Source organism: Micromonospora sp. WMMD730, from assembly GCF_049178955.1.
Taxonomy (GTDB): domain Bacteria; phylum Actinomycetota; class Actinomycetes; order Mycobacteriales; family Micromonosporaceae; genus Micromonospora; species Micromonospora wenchangensis.
In genome coordinates, this window is the sequence record NZ_JBMHML010000002.1 from 1884549 (window position 1) to 1909740 (window position 25192).

Consider the following 25192-nt stretch of genomic DNA (forward strand, 5'->3'; position numbering starts at 1 on the left):
CCCCCTTGGGACGACAGATGCTTGACCGCAAGCCGGTGCAGAGCTGGCTCACCGACATGGACGGCGTGCTGGTGCACGAGGGCCAGCCGGTGCCCGGCGCGCCGGAGTTCATCAACCGGCTCCGGTCCTCCGGTAAGCCCTTCCTGGTGCTCACCAACAACTCCATCTACACCCCGCGCGACCTCCAGGCCCGGCTGACCCGGATGGGGTTCGAGGTGCCCGAGGAGGCGATCTGGACGGCGGCGCTGGCCACCGCCCAGTTCCTCGCCGACCAGCGGCCCGGCGGCACCGCGTACGTGATCGGGGAGGCGGGGCTGACCACCGCGCTGCACGCCGTCGGTTACGTGCTGACCGACTTCGCCCCGGACTACGTGGTGCTGGGGGAGACCCGCACCTACAGCTTCGAGGCGATCACCAAGGCGGTCCGGCTGATCAACGACGGGGCGCGGTTCATCTGCACCAACCCGGACGTCACCGGCCCGTCGGTGGAGGGCGCGCTGCCCGCCGCCGGGTCGGTCGCCGCGATGATCTCGAAGGCGACCGGGGTGGAGCCGTACTTCGTCGGCAAGCCGAACCCGATGATGATGCGCTCGGCGTTGAACACCATCAACGCCCACTCGGAGAGCACCGCGATGATCGGCGACCGGATGGACACCGACATCCTGTGCGGCCTGGAGGCGGGGCTGGAGACGATCCTGGTGCTCACCGGGATCAGCACCCGGGCCGAGACGGAGCGCTACCCGTACCGGCCGTCGCGCATCGTCGACTCGGTGCTCGACCTGATCGACGAGATCTGACCCGTACCGGCCCGCCCGACCGGGTGCGGGCGGGGGGCCCGGTGCGGGCGGGCGCGGTCAGGGACGAAGCGGGGCGTTGCAGGCGGCGACCAGCGCCTGCCGGCAGGCGGTGGTGAGTGGGCGCAGCGCCGCGTCGCGCTGCTGCGCCTCATGGTTGTTGATCGCCCCGCCGGGCGCGCTCTCCCCGGCCAGCGCGAGCACCCGGTCGAGCACGGCGGCGCGGGCGAACAGCCGCCGGGAACGCGGGTCGAACCCGGGGGGCAGGTCGGTCGCGCCGTCCGGGCGACGCAGCGCGGCGAGCGCCCCGGCCAGCTCGGGCCGCCACTGGGCCACGTCGAGCCGGGTCAACGCGGCGGTGGACTCGGCCAGCGCGGTGGCGAGTTCCGCCTCCGCCTCGGCGGCCCCCGGCGCGGTCAGCGACGCCCTCGCCGCGTCGGCCGGCAGCGGGTAGACCCGCCACAGCACCGTCTCCCAGGTCATCCCGGAGCCGGAGGTGTGGGTGCGCACCTCGGGGATCAGCCCGAGCGCACCGGCCACCACGGCCTCCCCGGCCAGCAGCGCCGCCCCGGCGAAGTCGCCCGGACCGGGCAGCCCCCGGGGGTCGCCCGGCGCGGGCAGCACCAACCGGATCTCGTCGGGGGAGAGCTTGGCCAGCGCCGGCAGGGCCTCACGCAGCGGCACGTCCCGCCAGGTGCCCGGCGCGTCGGCGACCAGGTGCTCCTCGTCGCCGGCGACCGACTCGGCGACCTCGTCGAAGGGCACGAGGCCGGCCCGCCAGGCGCGTACCCAGGCCACGAAACGGCTCGACCGGCGCGCGGCCATTGTGGCCGCGCCCGTTGCGGGGGAGGACATGCCGAAAAGGGTACGTGCTCCCCGCCGCCCCTGTCTCGACTGCCGGATCGTCGGCTGTCCGGTCCGCCCGCCGCCGCAGGTGGCGGGCCATGCGGGCACGGCCCGCTGCGGCGCGGACACGCGCCCGGCGGGGTGCGCGGCCGGGCGGGACGGTGGCCGGACGGCCGGCGTGTCGGATCGGGCGGGCGCGTCGGGAGGTGCCGGGGCGCGACGGAGACTAGCGTGCTCGACATGGCGGGGCGATACGGCGAGGACGTGCTGGCGGGCGACTGGCGGCGACGGAAGGTCACCCCCGAGGTCGACGCCGAACCGGAGCTCGTGGTGGAGGACGCCGACTCGGGGTTCTGCGGCGCGGTGGTCGGGTTCGAGGCGTCGGCGGTGGTGCTGGAGGACCGGCACGGCCGGCGGCGGGTCTTCCCGCTGCTGCCCGCCGCGTTCCTGCTCGACGGGGAACCGGTGACCCTGCGCCGGCCGGCCCGTGCCCCGGTGCCCGCCGCCCGCCGCCGGACCGCCTCCGGGTCGATCGCCGTGGCCGACGTGCGGGCACGGGTGGCCAAGGCCAGCCGGATCTGGGTGGAGGGCGTGCACGACGCCGCCCTGGTGGAGCGGATCTGGGGCGACGACCTGCGGATCGAGGGCGTGGTGGTGGAGCCGCTGGACGGCATCGACGCCCTCGACGCCGAGGTACGCGACTTCGCTCCCGGCCCCGGCCGCCGGCTCGGGGTGCTCGTCGACCACCTGGTGCCCGGCTCCAAGGAGAGCCGGATCGTGGCCCGGGTGAACTCCCCGCACGTGCTGGTCACCGGTCACCCGTACGTGGACGTGTGGCAGGCGGTCAAGCCGACCGCGGTGGGCATCCGGGCCTGGCCGGTGGTGCCGCCGGGCCGGCCGTGGAAGGAGGGTGTCTGCGCGGCCCTCGGGGTGGCCGAGCCGGCCGACATGTGGCGGCGCATCCTGTCCCGGGTGGACAGCTTCGCCGACGTGGAGACCCCGTTGATCAACGCGATGGAACGCCTGATCGACTTCGTCACCGAACCCGACTGACACCCACGGCCGGCCCGGCCCCGGCGGGGCGGTCAGGGCTCCTGGTCGGGGGTACGGGTGAAGACGAAGGTGCCGATGTCCAGGCCCACCGCCCGCCCGTCCGGGTCGCGCAGCACGGCGAGGACCTCGCTGTCCTCCTCGCCGGAGCGGCCCCGCCAGCGGTCCGGTCCGGTCCGGGTGAACCGCAGCGTCGGCTCGCCGGGCCGGCCGGCCCACAGGTCGCCGGCCGGGTCGGCCCGGACCTCGTACTCGATGCCCATCCACCACCAGCGGCCGGTCAGCTCGGCCAGTTCCGCCGGGGGTGGGGCGGCGGCCGGACGCCAGGGCACGACCGGGGTCGGTTCGGCGTCCAGGACCAGGGTGAGCAGTTGCCGGGACAGCCCGCCGATGTGCCCGGTGCGAAAGCCGTACGAGTTGGCGAAGCCGACCACGGCGGTCCGGCTGGGCCGGTGCACGGTGAGGGCGGCCACGTAGCCGGGCATCGAGCCGCCGTGGCCCACGTACACCCGGTCGCCGTCGCGGTACAGCTCCAGCCCCAGCCCGTGCCCGCCGCGCCAGGAGTCCAGGTCGTTGATCATCACCGGGGTGCACATCTCGGTGAGGGTGTCGGCGGCCAGCACCTCGTCGGTGGGGTCGGCCAGGAACGCCGCCCAGCGGGCGAGGTCGGTGACCGTCGACCAGAGCTGCCCGGCCGGGGCCATCGCCCCGGTGTCGGTACGCGGCTCCTCCCGCAGGGTGTCGTGCCACGGGTGCACCACGTACCCCGGCGCGTAGGGCTCGGTGGCGCGGTAGGTGGTGCGGCGCAGCCCCAGCGGGTCGAGGACGCGCTCGGTGAGCAGCCGCGCCCAGGGCGTCCCGGTGACCCGCTCCAGCACCCCGCCGAGCAGCCCGTACGCCAGGTTGGAGTAGTGGTAGCCGCGCCAGGCGGGGTGGCCGATCTTGTCCGTGGTGAGGCCGGCGACCAGGGTGGCCAGGTCGGTGCCCTCGGTGCGTTCCCACCACGGGCCGTCGGGCTCGCGCTGCAGGCCGCTGGCGTGGCTGAGGAGTTGGCGCAGGGTGAGCGCGCCGACGGCGGTGCCCGGCAGGTGCCGCTCCAGCGGGTCGTCCAGGGTGAGTCGGCCGGCGTCGCGTTCCCGCATGACCAGCGTGGCGGTCATGGTCTTGGTGATCGAGCCGAGCCGGTACTGGAGGTCGGCGTCGGGGCGCGGGTGGTCGCCGGCGGTGGCCAGGTGGACCAGCGCGCCGTCCCGGACGATCCCGAGCGCCAGCGAGGGGGCGCGCCCGGCGGCCTGGGTCTGCGCCACGAGGGTGTCGATCCGGCGGGCGGTCTCGGCGAGCAGGGTCACCAGCAGCTCCTTCGCGGGGTCGGTTCGGGCCTGAACCGAGCTTACTGATCACCAGAAGTGGGTGGATTCGCGTGGACGTGTCACGATCGAGGGGTGGACGCCGTGGTGTGGATCGTGCTGGGTGTGCTGTTGGCCGTCGCCGAGATCTTCACGACGACGCTGTTTCTGATGATGTTCGCGGTCGGCGCGTTCGCCGCCGCCGGGGCCGCCGCGCTGGGTGCGCCCGTCGCCGTGCAGGCGGTGGTCTTCGCCGTGGTGTCGGCGCTGACGGTGGCGCTCGCCCGGCCGACCATCCGCCGGCACATGCGGCCGTCGATCGACAGTGGCGAGCAGCCGTTCGGGGTGCAGGCGCTGGAGGGCGCCACCGCCCTGGTGATCGAGCAGGTCGATACCGAGCGGGGCATGGTGAAGATCGACGGCGAGTTGTGGACGGCACGTCCGTACGACGCGACGCAGACCTTCGCACCAGGTGTGCGGGTGCAGGTGATAAAGGTCCAGGGCGCCACCGCCCTGGTGTGGCAGGACGACATTTCCTCCCCCGGCGAGCTGCCGGAAGCGAAAAGGTGACGGTATGGAATTTCTAGCGGTCCTGTTGGTGGCCGTGGCGTTGATCATGGTGGTGACGTTGGCGAAGGCGGTACGCATCGTGCCGCAGCAGCGTCAGGACGTGGTGGAGCGGCTCGGCAAGTACAAGCGCACCCTGAACCCGGGCCTGAACCTGCTGGTCCCGTTCGTCGACGCGGTGCGTACCAAGGTCGACATGCGCGAGCAGGTGGTCAGCTTCCCGCCGCAGCCGGTGATCACCTCCGACAACCTGGTGGTGTCGATCGACACCGTTCTCTACTACAAGGTGGTCGACGCGGTCCGGGCCACCTACGAGATCGCGAACTTCATCCAGGCGATCGAGCAGTTGACCGTCACCACGTTGCGTAACGTGATCGGTTCGCTGGACCTGGAGCGGGCGCTGACCAGCCGCGAGGAGATCAACCGGCACCTCTCCGGGGTGCTCGACGAGACCACCGGCCGGTGGGGCATCAAGGTGACCCGGGTGGAGATCAAGGCGATCGAGCCGCCGGCGAGCATCCGCGACTCGATGGAGAAGCAGATGCGCGCCGAGCGGGACCGCCGGGCGGCGATCCTGACCGCCGAGGGGCACAAGCAGTCGCAGATCCTCACCGCCGAGGGCGAGAAGCAGTCCGCGGTGCTGCGCGCCGACGGTGACCGGCAGGCCCGGATCCTCCAGGCCGAGGGTCAGGCCAAGGCGATCCGGACCGTCTTCGACGCGATCCACACCGCCAACCCGAGCCAGAAGGTGCTGGCCTACCAGTACCTCCAGGCGCTGCCGCAGATCGCCAACGGCACGGCCAACAAGGTCTGGATCGTCCCGGCCGAGCTGACCAAGGCGCTGGAGGGCATGGGCGGCGCGCTGGGCGGGCTGAGCCGGATGGTCGGCGACGAGCCGGCTCCCGAGGCGAAGCACACCGCCAGCGAGGTCGAGCGGGAGGCCGCCGAGGCGGCCGAGGCGGCGGCGAGCGCCGCCCAGCAGATCCACGACGAGGTACGCGTCGCCGAGGCGCAGGCCACCGGCGGCAACGTGCCGAAGGGGCTGCCGGCGCCCGAGCCGGTCTCCCCGGCCAGCCTGGTCAGCGACCCGGCCGACCAGCGCGAACGGGCCTGATCCCGCCGCCGCCCACCCCGGGCGGCAAATGTGAGAAACGCTCATCCGGCGCCCCGGCGCCTGCCACGATCGGTCCTGAGGGACGGGTGGTGGTCAGGCCCGGGGCGTCGACGCGTTCCGTGTCACCCGTCGCCGCAGACGGGTCGGCCCCGCGGCCCGCCCGTGCAGGTAGCCGGCGACGCCCGGCGGAGCGGACGAGGTGAGGCATGAAGGACCCGGCGCAGCGGCTGTTCTCCCGTACCCCTGTTCCCGGTGCACACGACCCGGCCGGGCCGCTGGGCACCCGGCGCACCGGCGGCGGCTTCGGGGTGCTGCCCTTCGTCGGCGACCCCGGACCGGCCGCGCCGGCCACCGACGCCAGTTGGGCCTGGTCGCTGCGCCGGCTCGCCCGCGCCGCGGTCTGGCTGCTGCCCGCCTATGCGGTGCTGACCGGCACGGTGGCGATGGCCAGCGACGGCGGGGTCGGCAACGACCCCTACCCGGCCGACGGTCAGCCGCTCTACCTGCTCGGCTGGGTGGCGGCGATCTGGCTGGGTCTGCTCGCCCTGCTCGCGCTCACCGGCCTGCTCGCGGCCACCCGCAGCCGGCGGGGCGCGGTGGCCGGGTTGCTGACCAGCATCGGCGGTACGGTGCTGATGCTGCCCTTCGCCGGCCTGGCCGCGTCGACCCCCGTCTTCGGCACCACCGCCCGGACGCTGGTGCTGCTCGGCGCCACCGGTTACACCGTGGGTTGGCTGCTCATCGGCTGGGCGGTGGCCCGGTCCGGGGCGTTCGCGATCGGCGACGGGGCGATGCTGATGATCGCCGCACCCCTGCTCGGCCTCGGCGGCGCGCTGTTCGGCCCGTTGCAGACCTTCGGGGCGATCTTCGTGCTGGTCGCCGGCATCGGCATCGGCTACCGCTCCGGCCGGCTCGTCCCGGCCACCGTCGCCCGCGACGCCGCCACCGCCAGCGTCACCACCCCCTGACCCTCCCTCCCCACCACCCTCCCGCCCCGGTGATCAAGAGCTTTCGGTCAGGAATCCGGACGGGACGCGCCCAAACCTCTTGATCACCGAGCCGGGGGAGAGACGGGATGGACCGGACGGACGGGGACGACAGGGCATCCGGACGGGGAGGTCGCTGGCAGGTCACGGTGAGTTACCTGACAATCGGGTGCCGGAGTGGGCTGCTGGTCCGCGCGGTGGCAATGCTTACCCGCATGTCCTCACCCCGGACGCCGCTGACGCGGCTGCTCACCGTGCTGCTCGCCGGCCTGCTGGCCGGCCTGGTCCTCGCGGTCGCCGCGCTGCCGGGCAACCTGCTCGCGGGACTCGCCACCAGGGCGGTGCTCGGGGCGTTCGACGACCTGCCGGCGGCGCTGCGCACCCCGGCCACCCCGCAGCGCTCCTACCTCTACGCCAACGACGGTAGGACGCTGCTCACCACGTTCTACGACGTCAACCGCACCGACGTGCCGCTGGCCGAGATCGCCCCGACGCTGCGGCAGGCGATCGTCGCCGCCGAGGACCGCCGCTTCTACTCCCACGGCGGGGCCGACCTGCGCGGCATGGCGCGGGCCCTGGTCGCCAACGTCACCGGCGGCGGCACTGCCCAGGGCGGCTCCACGCTGACCATGCAGTACGTGCGCAACGTGCTCAAGAGCGACCCCAGCCGGACCGCCGAGGAGCGGGAGGCGGCCACCGAGCAGACCGTCGGGCGCAAGCTCCAGGAGATCCGGTACGCGACCGAGCTGGAGAAGACGCTCAGCAAGGACGAGATCCTCAACCGCTACCTCAACATCGCCTACTTCGGCTCCGGCGCGTACGGGGTCGCCGCCGCCAGCCAGCGCTACTTCGGCAAGGCACCGGCCGACCTGACGCTCGCCGAGTCGGCGCTGCTCGCCGGCCTGGTCCAGTCGCCCGACGAGTACAGCCCGATCGACGGGGACCGGGACGCGGCCCTGAAGCGGCGCGGGTACGTGCTCGACTCGATGATCGCCACCGGCGCGATCACCGCCGCCCAGGCCGACGCGGCCCGCGCCGAGAAACTGACCCTGCACCCCACCGCCCAGCCCAACGGCTGCACCGCCACGGTCACCGCCGACGCGGGCTTCTTCTGCGACTACCTGCGCCGCTGGTGGCTGGAGCAGCCCGCCTTCGGGGCGACCGCGCAGGAGCGGGAGCAGGCGCTGCGCCGGGGCGGCTACCGGGTGGTCACCTCCCTCGACCCGGACGTCCAGGCCACCGCCGCCGCCGAGGCCCGCAAGGTCTACCCCGCCGACGACGCCCGCGCGCTGCCGATCGCCGCCGTCGAGCCCGGCACCGGCCGGGTGCTCGCCCTGGCCGTCAACCGGGAGTACGGGGTGGGCGACGGGCAGACCGTCAACCCGCTGGTCTCCGGCGGCGGCAGCATCACCGGCTACCAGGCCGGCTCGACGTTCAAGCTGTTCACGATGCTGGCCGCGCTGGAGAACGGTCGTACCCTGTCCACCGGGTTCGACTCGCCGAGCCGGCTGACCACCCGGTTCCCCGCCGAGGGGGAGGCCTCCTGCGGCGGCAGGTGGTGCCCGGCGAACGCCAACCCGGCGCGGATGGACGGCTACCGGATGATGTGGGACGGCTTCGGCCGCTCGGTGAACACCTACTTCGTCTGGCTGGAGGAGCAGGTCGGCCCGGCCAAGGTGGTGGAGATGGCGCAGCGTCTCGGGATCACCTTCCGGGCCCGGACCGACGCCGACCTCGCCGCGCACGACGCCGACAACTGGGGGGCGTTCACCCTCGGGGTGTCCGCGACCACCCCGCTCGACCTGGCCAACGCCTACGCGACGGTGGCCGCCGAGGGGACGTACTGCGCGCCGACGCCTGTGGTGTCGGTGACCGGCCCGGACGGTTCGACCGTGCCGGTCGGTCAGCCGGCCTGCCGGCAGGTGCTGTCGGCGGACGTGGCGCGGGCGGCCACCGACGCGGCCCGCTGCCCGGTCGGGCAGCAGTCGGCGTACGGGCAGTGCAACGGCAGCACCGCCGGTGGGGTGGACGGGATCGTGGGCCGCCCGGTGGCCGGCAAGACCGGCAGCTCGGAGCAGAACGCCACCGAGACCTTCGTCGGGTTCACCCCGCAGGTGGCGGTCGCGGGCATCGCCGCCAACCCCGACGACCCGAGCGACGCGGTCGGCGCGGCCGTGCAGGGTGAGGTGATCACCGCGGTGGCCCGGACCATCCGTACCGCGGTCGACGGCCTGCCGGTACGGGACTTCACCGCCCCCAGCCGGGAACTCGCGGGCAACCCGCAGCGTCCCGCGCCCCGCCCGACCCCCCGGGCCCCGGAGCGGGAGGACCAGAACCTCCCCCTGGACCTGCTCCGCTGGCTGCAGAACCGCCGGGGCTGACCCGCTGTCGCCCGACCCGGGCTGCATGATCGGGCCTGCGCCGCTCCGCTCGGAGAGCCCACCCGCGATGTCGCCGAAACAGCGGTGTCCCTCCCGCCGGATACCGCTGTTCCGGGCCACCGCCGGGCGGGCCTGCGCTGTTCCGCGTTAACGCCGGGCGGGCCTGTCTACCGCCGGGTGGTGACGGGGGTGACCGCCCGGTCCAGGGCGGCGGCCACCGTCGTCGGGTCGGCGTCGCCGTCGATCAGGGTGAAGTCGGCGAACCCGGCCAGCGCCCGGTAGCCGGCGTCCAGCGCGGTCAGGTGGGCCAACTCCTCGGTGTCGATGCCCCGGGTCAGCACCCGCTGCCGGGCCAGCTCCGGGGTGACCGCCAGGAAGCAGACCAGGTCGGGCTTCGGGAAGACGGCGTACGCGGCGCGGACCAGGCGGACGCCCCGGTCACCCCGGGCCCGCATGATCACGTACTGGCACCAGGTCCAACGGTCCATCACCCCGACCCGCCCGGTCAGCCGGGTGACCGCCACCGCGCGGGCCAGCGCCAGCCAGCGCACCGTCGCCTCCAGCAGCGGATAGCAGCGCCGGCCGAACAGGTGCACGCCGTCGCGGCGGCCCACCGCCTGCGCCAGCCGGTTCCACAGTGGCCGGCCGCCGGCGTTCTCCAGGTAGACCGCCGGCACGCCCGCCGAGGTCAGCCGCCGGGCCAGCGCCCTGGCCTGGGTCGACTTGCCGGACCCGTCCACGCCCACCAGCGCCACCATCGTCGATCGTCGCACCCCGGGCACGCTAGCCCTCCCGGGCAACAACTCCGGGCCCACCGCCGGGCCGGGCGAGCCATGATCGACACCGCGTCCCATGATCGCCCGACCCGACCGGGTGCGTGACGATCGACAGGGCGGCGGGCCCGGCCCATGATCGACCCATCATCGCCACACCAGCGGTGTCGGTCCCGCGCCGACCCCGCTGGTGTGGCGACATGGCGAGCGGCCCCGGCCCCGGCCCCGGCCCCGGTGGCGGGCCAGCGGCGGGGGTGGGTCAGCGGCGGCGGGGGCGGGTCAGTGGCGGCGGGGACGGTAGGTGGCCAGGGTGGCGGGGATGCCCCGGCGGACGATGCCGGCCCGGTCGGTGTCGCCGCGCAGCAGGGCCGCCGCCGTCTTGCGGGCCTGGTCGAGGGTGAAGTGCGGGGGCAGCATCAGCTCCGCCGGGTCGACCACCGCGTTCACCACCACCGGGCGGTCGGCGGTCAGCACCCGTCGCCACAGGCCGTCGACCTGGTCGGGGGAGTCGACCAGCACGCCGTCGAGGCCCAACACCTCGGCCCACCTGTGGTACGCGACGTCCGGCAGATCCTGGCTGGCCGGATAACGCGGGGTGCCCTCGGTGGAACGCTGTTCCCAGCTGACGAACGCCAGATCCCGGTTGTTGAGCACCAGCACCACGAAACGCGGGTCGGCCCACTGCCGCCAGTTCTTCGCCACGGTGATCAACTCGTTGACCCCGTTCATCTGCATCGCCCCGTCGCCGATCAACGCCACCACCGGACGGTCGGGGTGGGCGAACTTCGCCGCCAGGGCGTACGGCATGGCCCCACCCATCGACAGCAGGGTGCCGGAGAGGCTGGCCAGCATGCCGGGGCGGACCTGGAGGTGGCGGGCGTACCAGGCGGTGGCGGTGCCGCAGTCCACCGCGATCATCGCGTCGTCGGGCAGCACGTCGTTGAGGGTGTGGAACAGCAGTTGCGGGTTCACCGGGTGCGCGGGCTGCCCGGCCAGTTCCGCCTGGGCCTGCCGCCAACCCGAGGTGGCGTCGGCGATCGTCGCCCGCCAGGCCGTCGGCGCGGGCCCGTCGCCCAGCTCCCGCAGCAGCGCCCGCAGGGTCGGGCCGGCGTCGCCGGTCAGGTTGACCTCCGTCGGGTAACGCAGCCCCATCCGGGTGCCGTCCAGGTCGATCTGCACCGCACGGGCCTGCCCCTGCGGCGGATAGAACTCCGAGTACGGCATGTTGCTACCGACGATCAGCAGCCGGTCGCACTCCTGCATGAGCTGCCAGCTCGGCCGGGTGCCGAGCAACCCGATCGCCCCGGTCACCCACGGCTCGCGGTGGTCGACGGCGGTGAAGCCGAGCAGGGCGGTGGCCACCCCGGCACCCAGCCGGTCGGCGATCAGCCGTACCTCCGCCTCGGCGCCGAGCGCGCCCTGCCCGACCAGCATCGCCACCTTCTCGCCGCCGCGCAGCACCTCGGCGGCGCGGCGCAGTTCCGCCTCCGGTGGCACGGTCGGCATGCTGCTGGGGGCCGCGCTGGTGTGGTAATAGCCGTGCGCGTGCGGGGGGTCGGGCACCGCCGGCTCGTCCTGCACGTCCAGCGGGAGCACCAGCGCGGTCACCGTCCGGCGGGACAGCGCGGTCCGGCAGGCCCGGTCCACCAGGTGCCGCACCTGGGACGGGTCGTCGAGCTGGGCCAGGAAGTCCCCGGCCACGTCCTTGTAGAGGGCGAGCAGGTCGACCTCCTGGTAGTAGCCGCCGCCCTCGGCGGTGAGCGCGGTGTTGCCGACCAGGGCCACCACCGGCTGGTGGTCGAGCTTGGCGTCGTAGAGGCCGTTGAGCAGGTGGATCGCGCCGGGGCCGCTGGTCGCCAGGGCGCAGCCGAGCGGGCCGCCGCCGTACTTGACGTGGGCGCTGGCGGCGAAGCCGGCGGTCTCCTCGTGGCGTACCTGGACGAACTCCACCCGGTCGCCGGCCCGTTGCAGGGCGGAGGTCATCCCGTTGATGCCGTCACCCGGGTAGCCGAAGTAGCGGTGCACCCCCCACTCGGCGAGCCGGGCCACGATGTGATCGGCGACCGTGGCGTTTCTCGGCAACCGGCCGTCGGTGGTGCCCGCTGCGCTCATCGTGGTGGTCCCTCCGGTCGCGTCCGCTTCCCGCCCCCCTTCCCGCTTCCTTCCCGCGCTTTCGAACCGCAAACCCGAGCATTCGTGCCACCTGTCCGGGCGGGCGGCGGACCGGCCGTCTAACGGAGCTGATTTCCGCCAATGGTGGTGGCGTCGCCTTTCCGGTCACGGCCCCCCGCCGATCGGTCGTCGCGGTCGGCCGCACCTGGTGAGGCCAACAGTTTTTCCGCATGCCAATATTGGTGACCTCGTCGATGTCGATCACTGATATTTCGGAGTTCCTGCCGTGAATGAATTACCTCCGCTCACCGTGCTGCTCTGCGACAACGACCAGGCGGCGGCGGGTCGGCTCTATCGCGAGCTGGCCGCCAGCCCGATGGTGGACCGGGTGCTGGTCGCCGAAGATCTCGACGACGCGGCCCAGCGGATGGCGGGCGGCGGCTACGAGGTGGTGGTCGTGGATCCCCTCAACCTGGGGCTCGGTGCGACAAGCGACTTCGTCGCCCGGATCCGGGGCCGGGATCCGCTGGTGGCCTTCGTGCTGCATGTCGACGTGGCCGAGACGGAACGACCGGCGAGCGTCTTCTACCAGGGCGATCGGGCCCGTTTCCGGGAACTGTTCGTGCTCGACAAGCGCGTACCGGACGAGATGCTGCCGGCCGAGACCCGGACGGTGCTGGCCCGGTGCCAGGCGCACCGGTTGCTGGCCGAGGGGCAGCGCAACGCGACCAGGCTGCTCGACGAGGTGTACGGCATCGCCGAGGCCAACCAGGACCCCTCCCTGCGGCAGCTCGCCGAGTCCGTCGACACCGCCCGGATCCTGGACCGGGTGCCGGTCGAGCCGGCGCTGGTGCAGCCGGCGCCGGTGCCCAACACGGTCTTCCTCTCCTACCGTTTCGTCGAGGAACAGGGGTACGTCGAGGGGCTACGTGGTCTCCTCGAGGACAACGGGTTCCAGGTGGTCACCGGCCGGGCGGCCGAGGGTTACGTCGGCAAGGCGGTGCTCAACCGCATCCGCGAGTGCGAGGCGTTCCTGTCGGTGATGACCCGTCACCAGCGGCTGGCGGAACCGGCCGACAACTACACCACCAGCGCCTGGCTGATCGAGGAGAAGGGTGCGGCGCTCGCCTTCAACAAGTACATCGTGTTGTTGGTGGAGACGGGGGTGGGCGACATCGGCGGCCTCCAGGGGGACTGGCAGCGGCACGAGTTCACCCCGCAGACCTTCCTCACCGCGGCCCGCGCCGCGATCCGGCAGTTGAGGGCCCGATTCGACACCCGGGGGTGAGCGCGCCATCGGCCGATGCCGCACCGGTCCCTCGTCCGTTCGGCTACATTGGCAGGTACTAATGGGTCTGCTGTCTGGAACTAGTTCCTGATATAGCTGGTCCCCGGTATTGATCGAATTGCAGATCGCGCAACGACCTGCCGTGCAGGCATGGAAGGGATGCGCGACTGTTCTACTCTGAGGCTCGCGATGAAATCTGGCACAGTCGGAGGGTGTTGTGGCAGATGCATTCGATCCGGTCCGGTTCGACGGCGACCTCGCGATGCTCGATTCCTCGCCGCCATTGCATCGGTCCGGTCGATTGTCGGACACCCGACAATCCCCTTTCTTCGAAAACGATCGACACCGTCGGACGGCGATCGAGGCGATCCGGGCGGGTCGGATAGCGTTGAAATACGCCTACGCCGGCAGTGCCGCCTACACCCACGACGCGTACGCCCGGTCCGACGACTACCTGGCGATGCTCGTCTCGGCCCGGCAGGAGGCGGAGGCGTTGCTGGGCTCCGGCATCCTCGACCCGTCGGCGACCACGATCGCCGAGATCGGTCCGGGCAACGGCCGCCGCAGTGGTGCCTTCCTCGCCCGGCTGGCCGACGGCGGTCGCCCCTGCCGGCGCTACCTCGCGCTGGACTTCAGTGCCACCCTGCTCTCGCTGGCCTGTGCCCGGCTCACCCACTCCGCCGGAGCGGCGATGACCGTCGACGCGCGGCTGTGGGACATCGAGTGCGGCTCTTCCGACCAGGTCGAGCGCTGGCGTCCCGCGGACGGTCCGGTGGTGAGCTGCCTGCTTGGGCACACCCTCGGCAACGTCGACTCACCGGCCGCCGCGTTGGGCAACATCCATGCCGGGCTGCGCCCGGGTGACGTGCTCCTGGTCAGCGTCCTGCTCCGGTGCGACGAGGGGACGGCCACGACGCTGGCCCCGTACCGCGGCCCGGAGTTCCGGGCGGCGGCGCTGGAGCCGCTACTGGCCGCCGGCATCGCCGAGGCCGACCTGGAGTTCGACCTCTCCTTCCACGATGGCGTGGTGACCGGTGCGGCGGTGCTGGAGCGGGAGGTCGTCGTCGACGGCGCGTGCCTGCCCGCCGGGCACCGGATCCACTGCTTCCAGTCACGTCGATTCAGCTGCTCGGACGTCACAGGTGCCGTCGCCCAGGCGGGTTGGCACGTCCGCGACGTCGTCACGGAACCCGGAGGCGTCCATCTGGTCGTCACCGCGACTCGAGGATAGGGAGTGGGTATGCCGATGGGTGGTCAGGACGAGGGGCCGGGCCGCAGATCGCCGGCCGATCTGATCGAACGGGCACGGCGGGCGAGCCTGTTCTACCGGGCCTCCTACGAGGGCACCGACCCGCATCAGGTGCGGTTGCCGGCCGCGGCCGGCGACGAGCTGATCCAGGGCATCGCGGCGGGAGTCGACACCGAACTCTGCCAGATCGTCCCGTTCGCCGCGGCCGGTCAGTCTTCGCAGGCGCCGTTCTCGCGCGCCGTCTGGCGTCAGCTCGCCGCCCGTTGCGTCGTGCAGCGGCTGTATCTGGTGCCGACCGGCGGGGTGGACACCGACGAGGTCGACCGCCAGATCGTCGAGGACCGGCACCACAAGCTGCAGGCGTTCAGCGTCCCGATCTCCCTCGCCGGTGAGATGGCCACCGTGCCGATGAACGACATGTGGCTGATCGACCGGAGCGTGGTGGTGCGGCAGGAGACCGGCACCGACGGCCTCGCCTCCTGGGTGGTCACCGGGAACTCCGAGGAGGTCGACCGGGCCCGCCGGCTGTGGGAGGAGCTGATGGGGCGACGATGCGCCCCCACCGCCGTCGCCCGACAGTATCCGGCCGGTCCGGAACTGACCCGCTGGATCCTCCGGTCGGCCAGCATGCTCTACGCCATGGCGCCGATGTCGTGCACCGCCTCGCACTTCGACCGTAAGAGCTGCGTCTGGTACCACAGCGCCTGGCAGTACCTGCGCCTGTTCGACATGGTGAGCAGCCCCAACTGGCACGCCACCTTCTACGCCACCCAGCTGGTCGAGGCGGTGCGGGGCGGTGCCCGGCGGATCCTGATCAGTGGCGCGGCCGACTACACCATGCTGGCGTTCGTGCTGGACGCGGCCCGCGCCCTGACCGGCAGGCTGCCCGACGACCTGGACGTGCACGCCCTCGACCTCTGCGAGACCCCGCTGCTCGCCTGCCGCTGGTACGCCGCCCAGGTGGGTGCGGAGGTGACCGTTCACCGCCGGGACATCACCCGCCCCGACCAGGTCGACGAGCTCGCCGACGACGGCTTCGACCTGGTGGTGACGGACGCGTTCCTGACCCGCTTCGACCGGCGGGCGGTGGACACCGTGCTCCAGAGCTGGTCCCGGCTGTTGCGACCGGGCGGACGGGTGATCACCACGGTCCGGCTGCATCCGGAGAACGAGTGGCCGCGCCGGGGTCCGGAGCCGCTCGACGAGGACGGCGAGGCAACGGAGGAGGAGCCGCAACAGGGCGGCCAGCCACGGATGACCAACCTGGTCGACGACTTCGAGCTGCGGTTCCGGGAGCGGGCGGCCGGCTGGCGCACGCTGCTACCGGTGGAGCTGGAGGAGCTGTCCCGAGCCGCCCGACGCTACGCCGCCCAGATGACCAGCAACGACCTCGGTGACGCGGCCGAGGTGCAGGAAGCCTTCCGGCGCAGCGGTTTCCGACTGTCCACCTGCGACGTCGGGCGGGTCGGCGGCGAACTGGTCGGCACGGAGTACATCAGACTGACTGCCGACTCATCGAGCGACAGGACGGTTACCAGCGGCTAACATCGGAGTCCTGTTGAGGAGACTCGCAGGGTGCGGCGCCGAAAGGGGTGAGGCGTCATTGTCCGATGGTGTGTACGCGCGGTGGGAGGCGGTTGAGGCGCTGGCACCCGAGGCCGGTGCGTACGACGTGCTGCTGGCGGCACGGTCCGATCTGATCAGGCAGCGCGACGAACTACTTGCCGGCCGGGAGGCGGCACTGAGTTTCCGGAAGCCGTCGATCCAGTTCCGCGACCGGACGGACGAACTCGTGATCGAGGTGCAGGCCGTCGGTGGAGACGTCTACGTCCGGCTGACCCCGGAGGTGATCCGCGCGGCGGTCGACCACCGGGACACCACCCCGCTGGACCTGCTCGCCGCCGGCCTGCTGGCCAGGGGAACGCTGGAGCGTGGCTGGCGGCCCCAGCGGGTGGGGCAGGCGCACGCACCGGGGCCGGAGACCCGGGCCTACTACGAGCGCATGTACCGCAGCACGCCCGCCTCCGCGAGGGTGGAGGGGCATCTGGACGTGGGCAACGACGTGGTGGTCATCGGCGACCCTGGTTCCGGCAAGTCGGCCCTCGCTGCGATCGTCGCCGATCGTTGGCTTGGTGCCGGAGGCGGGATGGTCTGGCTCAACCTGACCGACCCGGCCGACGGCCCGGAGTCCATCCTCGGCGCGCTGCTGCGGCACCCGGCCAACCAGCGCCGGCACCATCTGCTCGTGCTGGAGAACCTGCACGCCAACCTGCTGATCCTCGACGAGGTCTTCGCCGTCCGCGCCCGGTTGCGCGGGGAGTTCGGTCTCACGGTGCAGGTGTTGGCCACCAGCTGGAAGTCGGCCGGGGCCCTCCTGCGCGGCAGTGACCCGACCCGGGACCTGCACCAGGTGCAGGCTGAGGGGCGTGACCTGGTCCGGCAGCTCCTCGCCGACAGCGGTATCGGCGAGGCCGACCAGCGCGCGATCCGGCTCCTGGCGGAGGAGGACGCGCACATCGCCCTCACCGCGATCGACCTGTACGGGCGGGACGGCCGGGTGCCGACAGAGGCGGACCTGCAGGAGCACTACACCAGGCAGGTCGACGCTCCGGGCGAGCGGCGGATGCTCTACGTGCTCTCCTGCCTCGGTGTGCTCGAACTCCCGCTGTCGACCCGCGAGGCCGCTCAGTTCGGCACCGTGCCACAGCGACTGCGGGGCCTCGATCTCATCCACCAGGTGGACGGTGCCTACCAGGTGGGGCCCCGCCGCCGGGCGAAACTGGTGATGAACCACGCCCGCCACCACTGGGACGCCGACCGGCTGTGGAAGCGGCCGGAGCAGATCGTCTGGTTGCACCTGCAGCGTGGGGGCGAGCGCATGATGAAGGCGATGCTGAGCCGGCTCGACCGGCTGGTCTCACCGGGCGAGGCCCGTCGTGACGAACTCTATCTGCTCACCACCTGGGACCATCTGAGCCAGCTCGGCAAGTGGCTACGACGGCAGACCGCCAACGACCGCACCTGGGGCGGCAATCTCGGTGCGGCCGTCTTCGCCGCCAGCGCCCTGGCCCAGCTCAACCACGTCGACTCGTGGCGACAGATCGCCGAGGTGGTCCGCGACACGTGGCGCTACGACGATCCCGACCAGGACCTTCCGGTGCCGGCCGGCGCCAACACCGAGGACCACCAGGACTTCGTCGAGATCAAGGCGGCGATGGCCGAGGAGGACGCCCTGCTCGGGCCGGCGCCGCACCTGGCCGGTCTGACCGCCGAAGACCTGGACACCGACCTGATGTACCGCAACTGGGTGCTCGGGCTGCTGCTCGGTTTCGAGGGCTCGGCACCCCCGGAGGCCCACGACGAACAGCGGATCACCCGGCTCGTGGAGATGGCCGAGCAGGCCGCGGAGGACGACGGGAACTTCTATCCGGCCCGGGTGCCGTGGGTGACCGCCCGGGTGGTGCTCGGGCTCTGCCAGGCCGGTCTGCGACTGGATACCCCGGTGGTTCACAAGGCGTGCCAGTGGCTGTTGCGCGGAGTCGACGAGGGCGGGCCGTTGGGCGGCTGGTGGCGCAGTGGCACCGGCACCTGGAACCGGGCCGAGGCCACCACGGCGATGTGTCTGTCGGCGCTGACCCGGGCCGGGGTGGCCCGGAATCCGTCGATCGAGACCGCCTACGCCTGGTTGATCGGCCGGGAGGCGGAGTGGACGATTCCCGGCCGGGAGATCGACCTGGCCCAGGTGCTGGAGGCGACCCTGCTCTGCACGGAGAGCACCACCGGCACGCACGAACACCTCAAGACCCTGTTCTCCCGGATGAAGCAGGAACTTCGTGGTACGCGGCGCCTGCCGGGCGGGCCCGAGGAGCGGCTGCGGCTGCCTTTCGTCGCCTCCCAACTCGCCGACACCCTCTGGCAAGTGGTGCAGATGGAGAGCCTGAAACTCTACGGTGACGTGTTCAACGACGGCTGGCCGCAGACGCCGGTCGAGCCGGTACCGGGAGCCGCCCCGGAACCCGACGGCCACCACCGGGGCAACACCCTGACCACGCGACAACTCGCCGAGTGGCAGCAGGGTGTCGAGCAGATCCGCCAGACCATCCGGGAACAGATCGCCAAGCGGGACGGCACGATCCGCACCCGCGCGGTGGTGCAGGTCATCGAGCGTTACCAGGAGTTCCGGGCCCAGATCGCCGCCCTACAGCGCCAGCTGCACGCCGACGTCGACCGCGACGTGTTGCGGCAGATCAACAAGCTGGGCCGGGATGTCTGCGGTGCGGCCTGGTATCCGCCATGGCCGTTCGACACCACCGGCGACGACCCGGACGACGAACCGGACGGTGACCGGTGACCACGGTCCTGCCCGCGCCGTCCACGCTGAACTTCCTGGCCGGCCTCTTCGCGGGCGCGGGCATCAACATGCTCACCTCGGTCTCCACCGGCCCGCCCGCCTCCACGGTGTCCACCGGCAAACTGGCCCTGGACAGCACGCTCTGGATGGTCGCCGCCGGCTTCCTGACCTGGGCGGCGCACCTGCTCCAGGCGGCCGAGCGGGAGGCTGACCTCTACATCGACCGCGACTTCAGCGAGGCCGAGAAACAGGAGATCCGTCAGGAGTACCTGCGCCGAGCGCTACGTCGTGCCCGACTGCCGCTCTGCCTGACCCTTCTGGCGTTCCTGGGCGCCGTGCTGCTGCTGCCGGGGTTGATCCGGTGGGAGCACCTCCTCGGGGTGCTCGTGAACTGAGTCCGTGGGGACGGGCAGAATCGGGCGGTGCCCGTTCACGAGATCACCGACCCCGACGACGCCCGGATCGCCGACTACCGGGCGTTGACCGACGTCGAGCTGCGTACCCGTTGGGAGCCCCCGCACGGGTTGTTCATCGCGGAGGGGGAGCTGGTGCTGCGCCGGGCGTTGCGGGCCGGCTATCCGGCCCGGTCGTACCTGGTCGACGCCAAGCGGGTCGACCAGCTCGCCGACCTGGACACCGGGGACGCCCCGGTCTACGCGGCCACCCCCGACGTGCTGGAGAAGGCGACCGGCTTCCACGTCCACCGGGGTGTGCTCGCCTCGTTCCACCGCAAGCCCCTGCCCACCGCCGCCGAGGTGCTGGCCGCCGCCCGTCGGGTGGTGATCCTGGAGGACATCAACAACCACACCAACCTCGGGGCGATCTTCCGGGGGGCCGCCGCGCTCGGCATCGACGCCGTGCTGCTCTCGCCGTCCTGCGCCGATCCGCTCTACCGGCGCAGCGTGCGGGTCAGCATGGGGGAGGTGTTCGCGGTGCCGTACGCGAAGCTGGACCGCTGGCCGGTCGGCCTGGACGAGGTACGCGCGGCGGGGTTCACCGTGCTCGCGATGACGCCGGCGGCGGACGCCGTACCGGTGCAGCGGTTGACCCCGGCGCAGCGGGCGCGGGCGGCGCTGCTGCTGGGGGCGGAGGGTCCCGGCCTGACCGGGGCGGCGCAGGCGGCCAGCGACGTGCGGGTGGTGATCCCGATGCGGCGCGGCGTGGACTCGTTGAACGTGGCCGCGGCGGCGGCGGTGGCGTTCTGGGAGTTGGGCCGGGACGACCCGGTCGACGGGTAGCCGCCACGACCCCCGACTCATTTGCATGAGAATGCGGGCAGGTGCATAATCTTCCTTGTGTCCAAGGTTCTCACCTCCCTGCCCATCGGCGAACGTGTCGGCATCGCCTTCTCCGGCGGCCTCGACACCTCGGTCGCGGTCGCGTGGATGCGCGACAAGGGCGCCGTCCCGTGCGCCTACACCGCCGACATCGGCCAGTACGACGAGCCCGACATCGACTCGGTGCCCGGACGTGCGCTCAGCTACGGCGCCGAGGTCGCCCGCCTGGTCGACTGCCGCGCCGCCCTGGTCGAGGAGGGGCTGGCCGCGCTGACCTGCGGCGCCTTCCACATCCGCTCCGGCGGCCGGGCCTACTTCAACACCACCCCGCTGGGCCGGGCGGTGACCGGGACCCTACTCGTTCGGGCGATGATCTCCGACGACGTGCAGATCTGGGGCGACGGCTCGACCTTCAAGGGCAACGACATCGAGCGGTTCTACCGCTACGGCCTGCTGGCCAACCCGCAGCTGCGGATCTACAAGCCGTGGCTCGACACCGACTTCGTCACCGAACTCGGCGGCCGCAAGGAGATGTCGGAGTGGCTGCTGGAACGCGGCCTGCCCTACCGGGACAGCACCGAGAAGGCGTACTCCACCGACGCCAACATCTGGGGCGCCACCCACGAGGCCAAGACCCTGGAACACCTCGACACCGGCATCGAGACGGTCAGCCCGATCATGGGGGTCCGGTTCTGGGACCCGTCCGTGGAGATCCCCACCGAGGACGTCACCATCGGCTTCGACCAGGGCCGCCCGGTGACGATCAACGGCAAGGAGTTCGGCAGCCCCGTCGACCTGGTGCTGGAGGCCAACGCCATCGGCGGCCGGCACGGCCTCGGCATGTCCGACCAGATCGAGAACCGGATCATCGAGGCCAAGAGCCGGGGCATCTACGAGGCCCCCGGCATGGCGCTGCTGCACGCCGCCTACGAGCGGCTGGTCAACGCCATCCACAACGAGGACACCCTGGCCAACTACCACCACGAGGGCCGCCGCCTCGGCCGGCTGATGTACGAGGGCCGCTGGCTCGACCCGCAGGCGCTGATGCTGCGCGAGTCGCTGCAACGCTGGGTGGGCACCGCCGTCACCGGCGAGGTGACCCTGCGGCTGCGCCGGGGCGAGGACTACTCGATCCTGGACACCACCGGCCCCGCGTTCAGCTACCACCCGGACAAGCTGTCGATGGAGCGTACCGAGGACTCGGCCTTCGGCCCGTCCGACCGGATCGGCCAGCTCACCATGCGTAACCTCGACATCGCCGACTCGCGGGCCAAGCTGGAGCAGTACGCCACCCTCGGCCTGGTCGGCGGGGCGACCCCGCAGCGTGCGGTCGGCGCGGCGCAGGCCGCCTCCACCGGGCTGATCGGGGCGATGCCGCAGGGCGGCGCGGAGGCCATCGCCTCGCGGGGCGTCGCCACGGCCGACGACGAGGCCCTCGACCGGGCCGCGATGGAGTTCGGCGTCGACTGACCGTCGCGCCACCGGCCGGGACGGTCACCGTCCCGGCCGGTGGGGCCGCCCCCGTCGTCGGGGCGGCGACGCACGGTGGATGGCCGGGCTCGGGGTCACGGAGGGTAGCGTGTCGCCCGTGTTCCCTACCGTCCGTGAGGTGCTCGCGCTGGACCCGGTCCGCCGCGGCGCGCCCCGGCTGGTCGCCGGGGAGGCCGGCCTGGACCGGCCGGTGCGCTGGGTGCACGTGGCGGAGGTGCCCGACATCGCCACCCTGCTCGGCGGGGGTGAACTCGTGCTCACCACCGGCATCGGACTGCCCGCCGACGACACCGGACTGCGTGCCTTCATCGGCGACCTCGCCGCGGTGGGCGTCTCCGGACTCGTGGTCGAGCTGGGCCGCCGCTACCCGACCGAGGTGCCCCGGGTGATGGCCGTGGCCGCCGCCCGACGCGGGCTGCCCCTGGTCGAGCTGCGCCGGGCCACCCCGTTCGTGCGGATCACCGAGGCGGTGCACGCCCTGATCGTCGACGCCCAACTGCACGAGCTGCGGGCCGCCGAGGAGATCCACCAACGCTTCACCGAACTGTCCGTCGAGGGCGCCGGGGCCGCCGAGGTCGTCCGGCAGGCCGCCGCGCTGGCCGGCTGCCCGGTGGTGCTGGAGAACCTGTCCCGGCAGGTGCTCGCCTACGACCCGGCCGGGGAGAACGCCGAACTGCTGCTGGACGGCTGGGAGCAGCACTCCCGACGACTGCGTCCCGCCGGCCGCACGGCGTACGACAGCGACAGCGGCTGGCTGGTCACGACCGTCGGCGCGCGCGGACAGGACTGGGGTCGGCTGCTGCTGCGCTGGCCGGCGCGGGCGGGCCTCGGCGACGGCCGGCCCGTCGGCACGCCGCCAACCCGGCTGACCATCCTGGTGGAGCGGGCCGCCTCGACCCTGGCGCTGGGCCGGCTGATCCGCCGCGACGCCGAAGGACTGGAACGGCAACTGCACCACACCCTGCTCACCGGCCTGCTCGACCACTCCCGGCCGGTGGACGAGATCGCCCTGCGGGCGCGGGCGCTGGGGGTGCCCCTGGAGCGTCGGCACCTGATCGGCGTCATGGTCCGGCTCCGCCGCGACACCCCGGCCGAGCACGCCGGACCGGGCGAGGGCGGCCCGGCCGACGCCGAGGCCGGCCCGGCCCGGCTACGTGACCTCGCCGAGGCGGTCGGCCAGGCGCTGCGGGAGGCGAAACTGACCGGGCTGACCAGCCCCGTCGACGACCAGGCGGTGGGGATCCTGCTCGCCCTGCCGGACGCCGCCGCCGAGGACCGCGCGCTGGCCGCGTTCGCCGCCGCGCTGCGCCGCCGCCACCCCGACCAGCCGGCGCGCGTGCTCGTCGCCGCCGGGTCCGGGGTGGCGAGCCTGCGGGAGGTACGCCGCTCGCTGGTCGAGGCCCGCCAGGTCGCCGAGGCCGCCCGCCGGGACAGCCGGGACCTGCCGGTCTTCCGGCTGCCGCACGTCGGGCTGGCCGGACTGCTGCACCTGTTACGCGACGAGCCCCGGTTGCAGACCTTCGTCGAACGGGAACTCGGCGCGCTGCTGGCCCACGACGCCCAGCACCCCCGGGAGCAACTGCTCGGTACCCTGCGTGCCTACCTGGAGCAGGGCCGGAACAAGTCGGCCGGCGCGGTCGCCGCGCACCTGTCCCGACCAGCCTTCTACGAACGGCTGGCCCGGATCGGCCGGATCCTCGGCGTCGACCTCGACTCGGTCGAAGCCTGCCTCTCCCTGCACGTCGCCCTGCTGGCCCTCGACGCCATCCGCACCCCCTGACGCACCTCCCCACCCCGCCGCCCTTCCGCCCCGCCGGCCCGTGCCCGCCCGGCCCGTGCCCGCCCGGCAGGTCTCCGGTGATCAAGAGAAATGCGTCAGATTCCGTCGGCGGGGTGACGCGAACCTCTTGATCACCGCCCGCGCGGCCTGCCCGTCGACCGCGATCAAGAGGTTCGCGTCAGATTTCGCTGGCCGGGTGACGCATTCCTCTTGATCACCGACCGTCCGGCCGTCCGACCGACCCTCCGGCCGGCGGGTTCGCCGTGATCAAGAGGAATGCGTCAGAATTCGCCGCCCCGGTGACGCGAACCTCTTGATCACCGGGGTGATGGGGGCCTGGCGAGGTGGGCGGGGTGGGCGCGGGGGAGTGGGGTCAGGTCAGGGTGTCCAGGGTCTTGGCGTAGGCGGCGGGGACGTGGTGGGGGCCGGCGGGGGTGAAGACGTCGGAGGTGGCCGCCGTCGACCAGGCGGCGGCGGGGACCGCGTCGACCAGGGCGCGGACCACCGGGGCGTCACGCCACTGGTCCTGGGCGGCCAGCAGGCTCAGCGCGACCACCGACTCCTCCACCTCGCCGACGCACTCGAACGGCTTGTGCCCGTCCACGCCGAGCAGTTCCCGGTAGCCGGGGATCTGCGTCTCGTCGGCCAGCAGGTCACCGCCGAAGATGCCGACCACCCGGTCCCGGGGCATGAACGGGGCCATGGCGAGGAAGACGAACCGGCACTTCGGGCAGTCGCGGCACCAGCGGGCGCTGGCGTCGCGCAGCTTGAACGCGGCGTTGCAGCTGGTCACCACCGCGTCGTACCGGTCGATGGTGGCGAACAGCCGGGCGATGTGCAGCTCCGACAACGGGCGCAGCAGCGAGAAGTACGGCTCGGTGAGCCCCGCGTGCCCGGCCAGCGCCGCCCGCAGCAGCCCCTCCGCCTCGACCCCCTTCGACCACTGGTGGTTGATCTCGTGACCGTTCCAGATCAGGTTCGGGTCGGACGCGGAGCGCTCGTTGGACATCACCACCGGCCCGAGCCCGTGCAGCACGGCGGTGGCGACCGCGATCAGCGAGTTGATCGCGGTGACCGGGATGTGCCCGTTGCGTGCCCCGGCCGCGTTCAGGTCGAACAGCACCGGGTCGAGCCGCCGGCGGGCGGCCAGCGCCGGCAACCCGGACGCCTCGTTCACCGCGACGATCACGTGGTTGGGGTTGACCGAGAACGGCACCGGGTCGAAGCCGCCCCGGCGCAGCGCCTCCAGGCTGACGATGGAGTCCTTGCCCCCGCCGACGGCCGACAGCGGACGCCTGTCGGAGTCGTCGTACACCCGGGGTGGCGGGACCTCGCCGGCCGGCACCTCGGGACGCAGCTCCAGCACGTGCGGGAGCTGGTTGCGGTAGGCGTACTCGGCGAGGCCCTTGGTGTAGACGGCGGTGACCAGCGCGGTGGCGGCCCCGCCCAACGGCGTCGGCAGCACCAGGCGCGGCGGGGCGGCGGCCTTGTAGTAGCTGACCCCGGCCACCACGTGCAGCAGTTCCAGGACCCGGCCCAGGGTGGCCAGCGTCTGCGCCGACGGCGGCGTGGCCGGCACCGGCAGCGTGATCACCTCGGTGAACCGCTGCTCGCCGTCGGGGCCGGTCAGGAGGTAGTCGAACGACGCCGCGCCGGTGGCGGGCTCGAACGAGTACGACGGGAAGGTGAAGGCGTCCATCCGCCGGAGCTGCTCGTTGGGCACACGCCATACTAGGCCCTGGTTCGTCCGGCCGGGTCCGCTGTGCCGGACCGGGCCACCGCACCAC

Annotated in this window: 19 protein-coding genes; 14 read left to right on the plus strand and 5 right to left on the minus strand. The window is 72.7% G+C overall.

The annotated features are described in order from the left end of the window. Positions 1 to 17: 17 nt before the first annotated feature. Positions 18 to 797, plus strand: a complete 780-nt coding sequence (locus tag ACN265_RS08565) for an HAD-IIA family hydrolase (protein ID WP_421406657.1) — start codon at positions 18 to 20, stop codon at positions 795 to 797. A 57-nt stretch (positions 798 to 854) separates the two neighbouring features. Here the strand turns inward: ACN265_RS08565 and ACN265_RS08570 are convergent, their stop codons facing one another. Then, positions 855 to 1649, minus strand: coding sequence for a hypothetical protein (locus ACN265_RS08570; protein WP_421406658.1), 795 nt, complete (start codon positions 1647 to 1649; stop codon positions 855 to 857). Positions 1650 to 1880: 231 nt separating this feature from the next. On the opposite strand from ACN265_RS08570, the gene ACN265_RS08575 reads away from it, so the two are divergent. Beyond that, on the plus strand, positions 1881 to 2693 hold the full coding sequence (locus ACN265_RS08575; protein WP_421406659.1) for a DUF3097 domain-containing protein: 813 nt from the start codon (positions 1881 to 1883) through the stop codon (positions 2691 to 2693). 32 nt (positions 2694 to 2725) lie between these two features. Here the strand turns inward: ACN265_RS08575 and ACN265_RS08580 are convergent, their stop codons facing one another. Next, positions 2726 to 4039 carry a serine hydrolase domain-containing protein gene (locus ACN265_RS08580; protein WP_421406661.1) on the minus strand — a complete coding sequence of 438 codons (1314 nt, stop codon included), beginning with the start codon at positions 4037 to 4039 and terminating at the stop codon, positions 2726 to 2728. A gap of 93 nt (positions 4040 to 4132) precedes the next feature. On the opposite strand from ACN265_RS08580, the gene ACN265_RS08585 reads away from it, so the two are divergent. The 4 genes from ACN265_RS08585 (at position 4133) to ACN265_RS08600 (ending at position 9084) form a co-directional block, all read left to right on the plus strand. Then, complete coding sequence (locus tag ACN265_RS08585; RefSeq protein WP_421406662.1) at positions 4133 to 4606, plus strand: NfeD family protein; 474 nt, start codon at positions 4133 to 4135, stop codon at positions 4604 to 4606. A gap of 4 nt (positions 4607 to 4610) precedes the next feature. Beyond that, a complete protein-coding gene (locus ACN265_RS08590; RefSeq protein ID WP_421406663.1) occupies positions 4611 to 5717 on the plus strand; it encodes an SPFH domain-containing protein in 1107 nt (368 codons plus the stop codon). A 206-nt stretch (positions 5718 to 5923) separates the two neighbouring features. Then, positions 5924 to 6685, plus strand: a complete 762-nt coding sequence (locus tag ACN265_RS08595; protein WP_420115978.1) for a hypothetical protein — start codon at positions 5924 to 5926, stop codon at positions 6683 to 6685. 167 nt (positions 6686 to 6852) lie between these two features. Continuing rightward, on the plus strand, positions 6853 to 9084 hold the full coding sequence (locus ACN265_RS08600; protein WP_357931910.1) for a transglycosylase domain-containing protein: 2232 nt from the start codon (positions 6853 to 6855) through the stop codon (positions 9082 to 9084). Positions 9085 to 9251: 167 nt separating this feature from the next. On the opposite strand, the gene ACN265_RS08605 is transcribed toward ACN265_RS08600, so the two are convergent. Both ACN265_RS08605 and ACN265_RS08610 read right to left on the minus strand, forming a co-directional pair. Continuing rightward, complete coding sequence (locus ACN265_RS08605) at positions 9252 to 9857, minus strand: dTMP kinase (RefSeq protein WP_421406664.1); 606 nt, start codon at positions 9855 to 9857, stop codon at positions 9252 to 9254. 279 nt (positions 9858 to 10136) lie between these two features. Next, on the minus strand, positions 10137 to 11969 hold the full coding sequence (locus ACN265_RS08610) for a thiamine pyrophosphate-requiring protein (RefSeq protein WP_421406666.1): 1833 nt from the start codon (positions 11967 to 11969) through the stop codon (positions 10137 to 10139). A gap of 286 nt (positions 11970 to 12255) precedes the next feature. Here ACN265_RS08610 and ACN265_RS08615 point away from each other — a divergent pair, with 286 nt between their 5' ends. The 8 genes from ACN265_RS08615 to ACN265_RS08650 all read left to right on the plus strand — a co-directional run bounded on the left by ACN265_RS08615 (position 12256) and on the right by ACN265_RS08650 (position 23405). Beyond that, complete coding sequence (locus tag ACN265_RS08615) at positions 12256 to 13257, plus strand: hypothetical protein (protein ID WP_204926158.1); 1002 nt, start codon at positions 12256 to 12258, stop codon at positions 13255 to 13257. Positions 13258 to 13645: 388 nt separating this feature from the next. Beyond that, positions 13646 to 14488 (plus strand): L-histidine N(alpha)-methyltransferase, encoded by an 843-nt coding sequence (locus ACN265_RS08620; RefSeq protein ID WP_421406667.1) that lies wholly within the window; start codon positions 13646 to 13648, stop codon positions 14486 to 14488. A 15-nt stretch (positions 14489 to 14503) separates the two neighbouring features. After that, positions 14504 to 16051, plus strand: a complete 1548-nt coding sequence (locus tag ACN265_RS08625) for a class I SAM-dependent methyltransferase (protein ID WP_421406668.1) — start codon at positions 14504 to 14506, stop codon at positions 16049 to 16051. 58 nt (positions 16052 to 16109) lie between these two features. Continuing rightward, positions 16110 to 18857, plus strand: coding sequence for a hypothetical protein (locus tag ACN265_RS08630; RefSeq protein WP_421406669.1), 2748 nt, complete (start codon positions 16110 to 16112; stop codon positions 18855 to 18857). Continuing rightward, positions 18854 to 19252 (plus strand): hypothetical protein, encoded by a 399-nt coding sequence (locus tag ACN265_RS08635; RefSeq protein WP_204926162.1) that lies wholly within the window; start codon positions 18854 to 18856, stop codon positions 19250 to 19252. The genes ACN265_RS08630 and ACN265_RS08635 overlap by 4 nt, the downstream gene beginning before the upstream one ends. Before the next feature lie 27 nt (positions 19253 to 19279). Beyond that, positions 19280 to 20095 carry a TrmH family RNA methyltransferase gene (locus tag ACN265_RS08640; RefSeq protein ID WP_357931896.1) on the plus strand — a complete coding sequence of 272 codons (816 nt, stop codon included), beginning with the start codon at positions 19280 to 19282 and terminating at the stop codon, positions 20093 to 20095. 57 nt (positions 20096 to 20152) lie between these two features. Then, complete coding sequence (gene argG / locus ACN265_RS08645) at positions 20153 to 21604, plus strand: argininosuccinate synthase (protein WP_420115987.1); 1452 nt, start codon at positions 20153 to 20155, stop codon at positions 21602 to 21604. Between the two features lie 79 nt (positions 21605 to 21683). Further along, a complete protein-coding gene (locus tag ACN265_RS08650; protein WP_421406670.1) occupies positions 21684 to 23405 on the plus strand; it encodes a PucR family transcriptional regulator in 1722 nt (573 codons plus the stop codon). Between the two features lie 373 nt (positions 23406 to 23778). Here the strand turns inward: ACN265_RS08650 and ACN265_RS08655 are convergent, their stop codons facing one another. After that, positions 23779 to 25128, minus strand: coding sequence for a hypothetical protein (locus ACN265_RS08655; protein ID WP_421406671.1), 1350 nt, complete (start codon positions 25126 to 25128; stop codon positions 23779 to 23781). Positions 25129 to 25192: the final 64 nt, after the last annotated feature.

What these genes read in the sequence shown, in the direction of transcription:
- ACN265_RS08565 (WP_421406657.1), top strand. Translation starts at nt 18, where the DNA reads ATGCTTGACCGCAAGCCGGTGCAGAGCTGGCTCACCGACATGGACGGC.
- ACN265_RS08570 (WP_421406658.1), bottom strand. Translation starts at nt 1,649, where the DNA reads ATGTCCTCCCCCGCAACGGGCGCGGCCACAATGGCCGCGCGCCGGTCG.
- ACN265_RS08575 (WP_421406659.1), top strand. Translation starts at nt 1,881, where the DNA reads ATGGCGGGGCGATACGGCGAGGACGTGCTGGCGGGCGACTGGCGGCGA.
- ACN265_RS08590 (WP_421406663.1), top strand. Translation starts at nt 4,611, where the DNA reads ATGGAATTTCTAGCGGTCCTGTTGGTGGCCGTGGCGTTGATCATGGTG.
- ACN265_RS08595 (WP_420115978.1), top strand. Translation starts at nt 5,924, where the DNA reads ATGAAGGACCCGGCGCAGCGGCTGTTCTCCCGTACCCCTGTTCCCGGT.
- ACN265_RS08610 (WP_421406666.1), bottom strand. Translation starts at nt 11,969, where the DNA reads ATGAGCGCAGCGGGCACCACCGACGGCCGGTTGCCGAGAAACGCCACG.
- ACN265_RS08625 (WP_421406668.1), top strand. Translation starts at nt 14,504, where the DNA reads ATGGGTGGTCAGGACGAGGGGCCGGGCCGCAGATCGCCGGCCGATCTG.
- ACN265_RS08650 (WP_421406670.1), top strand. Translation starts at nt 21,684, where the DNA reads ATGGCCGGGCTCGGGGTCACGGAGGGTAGCGTGTCGCCCGTGTTCCCT.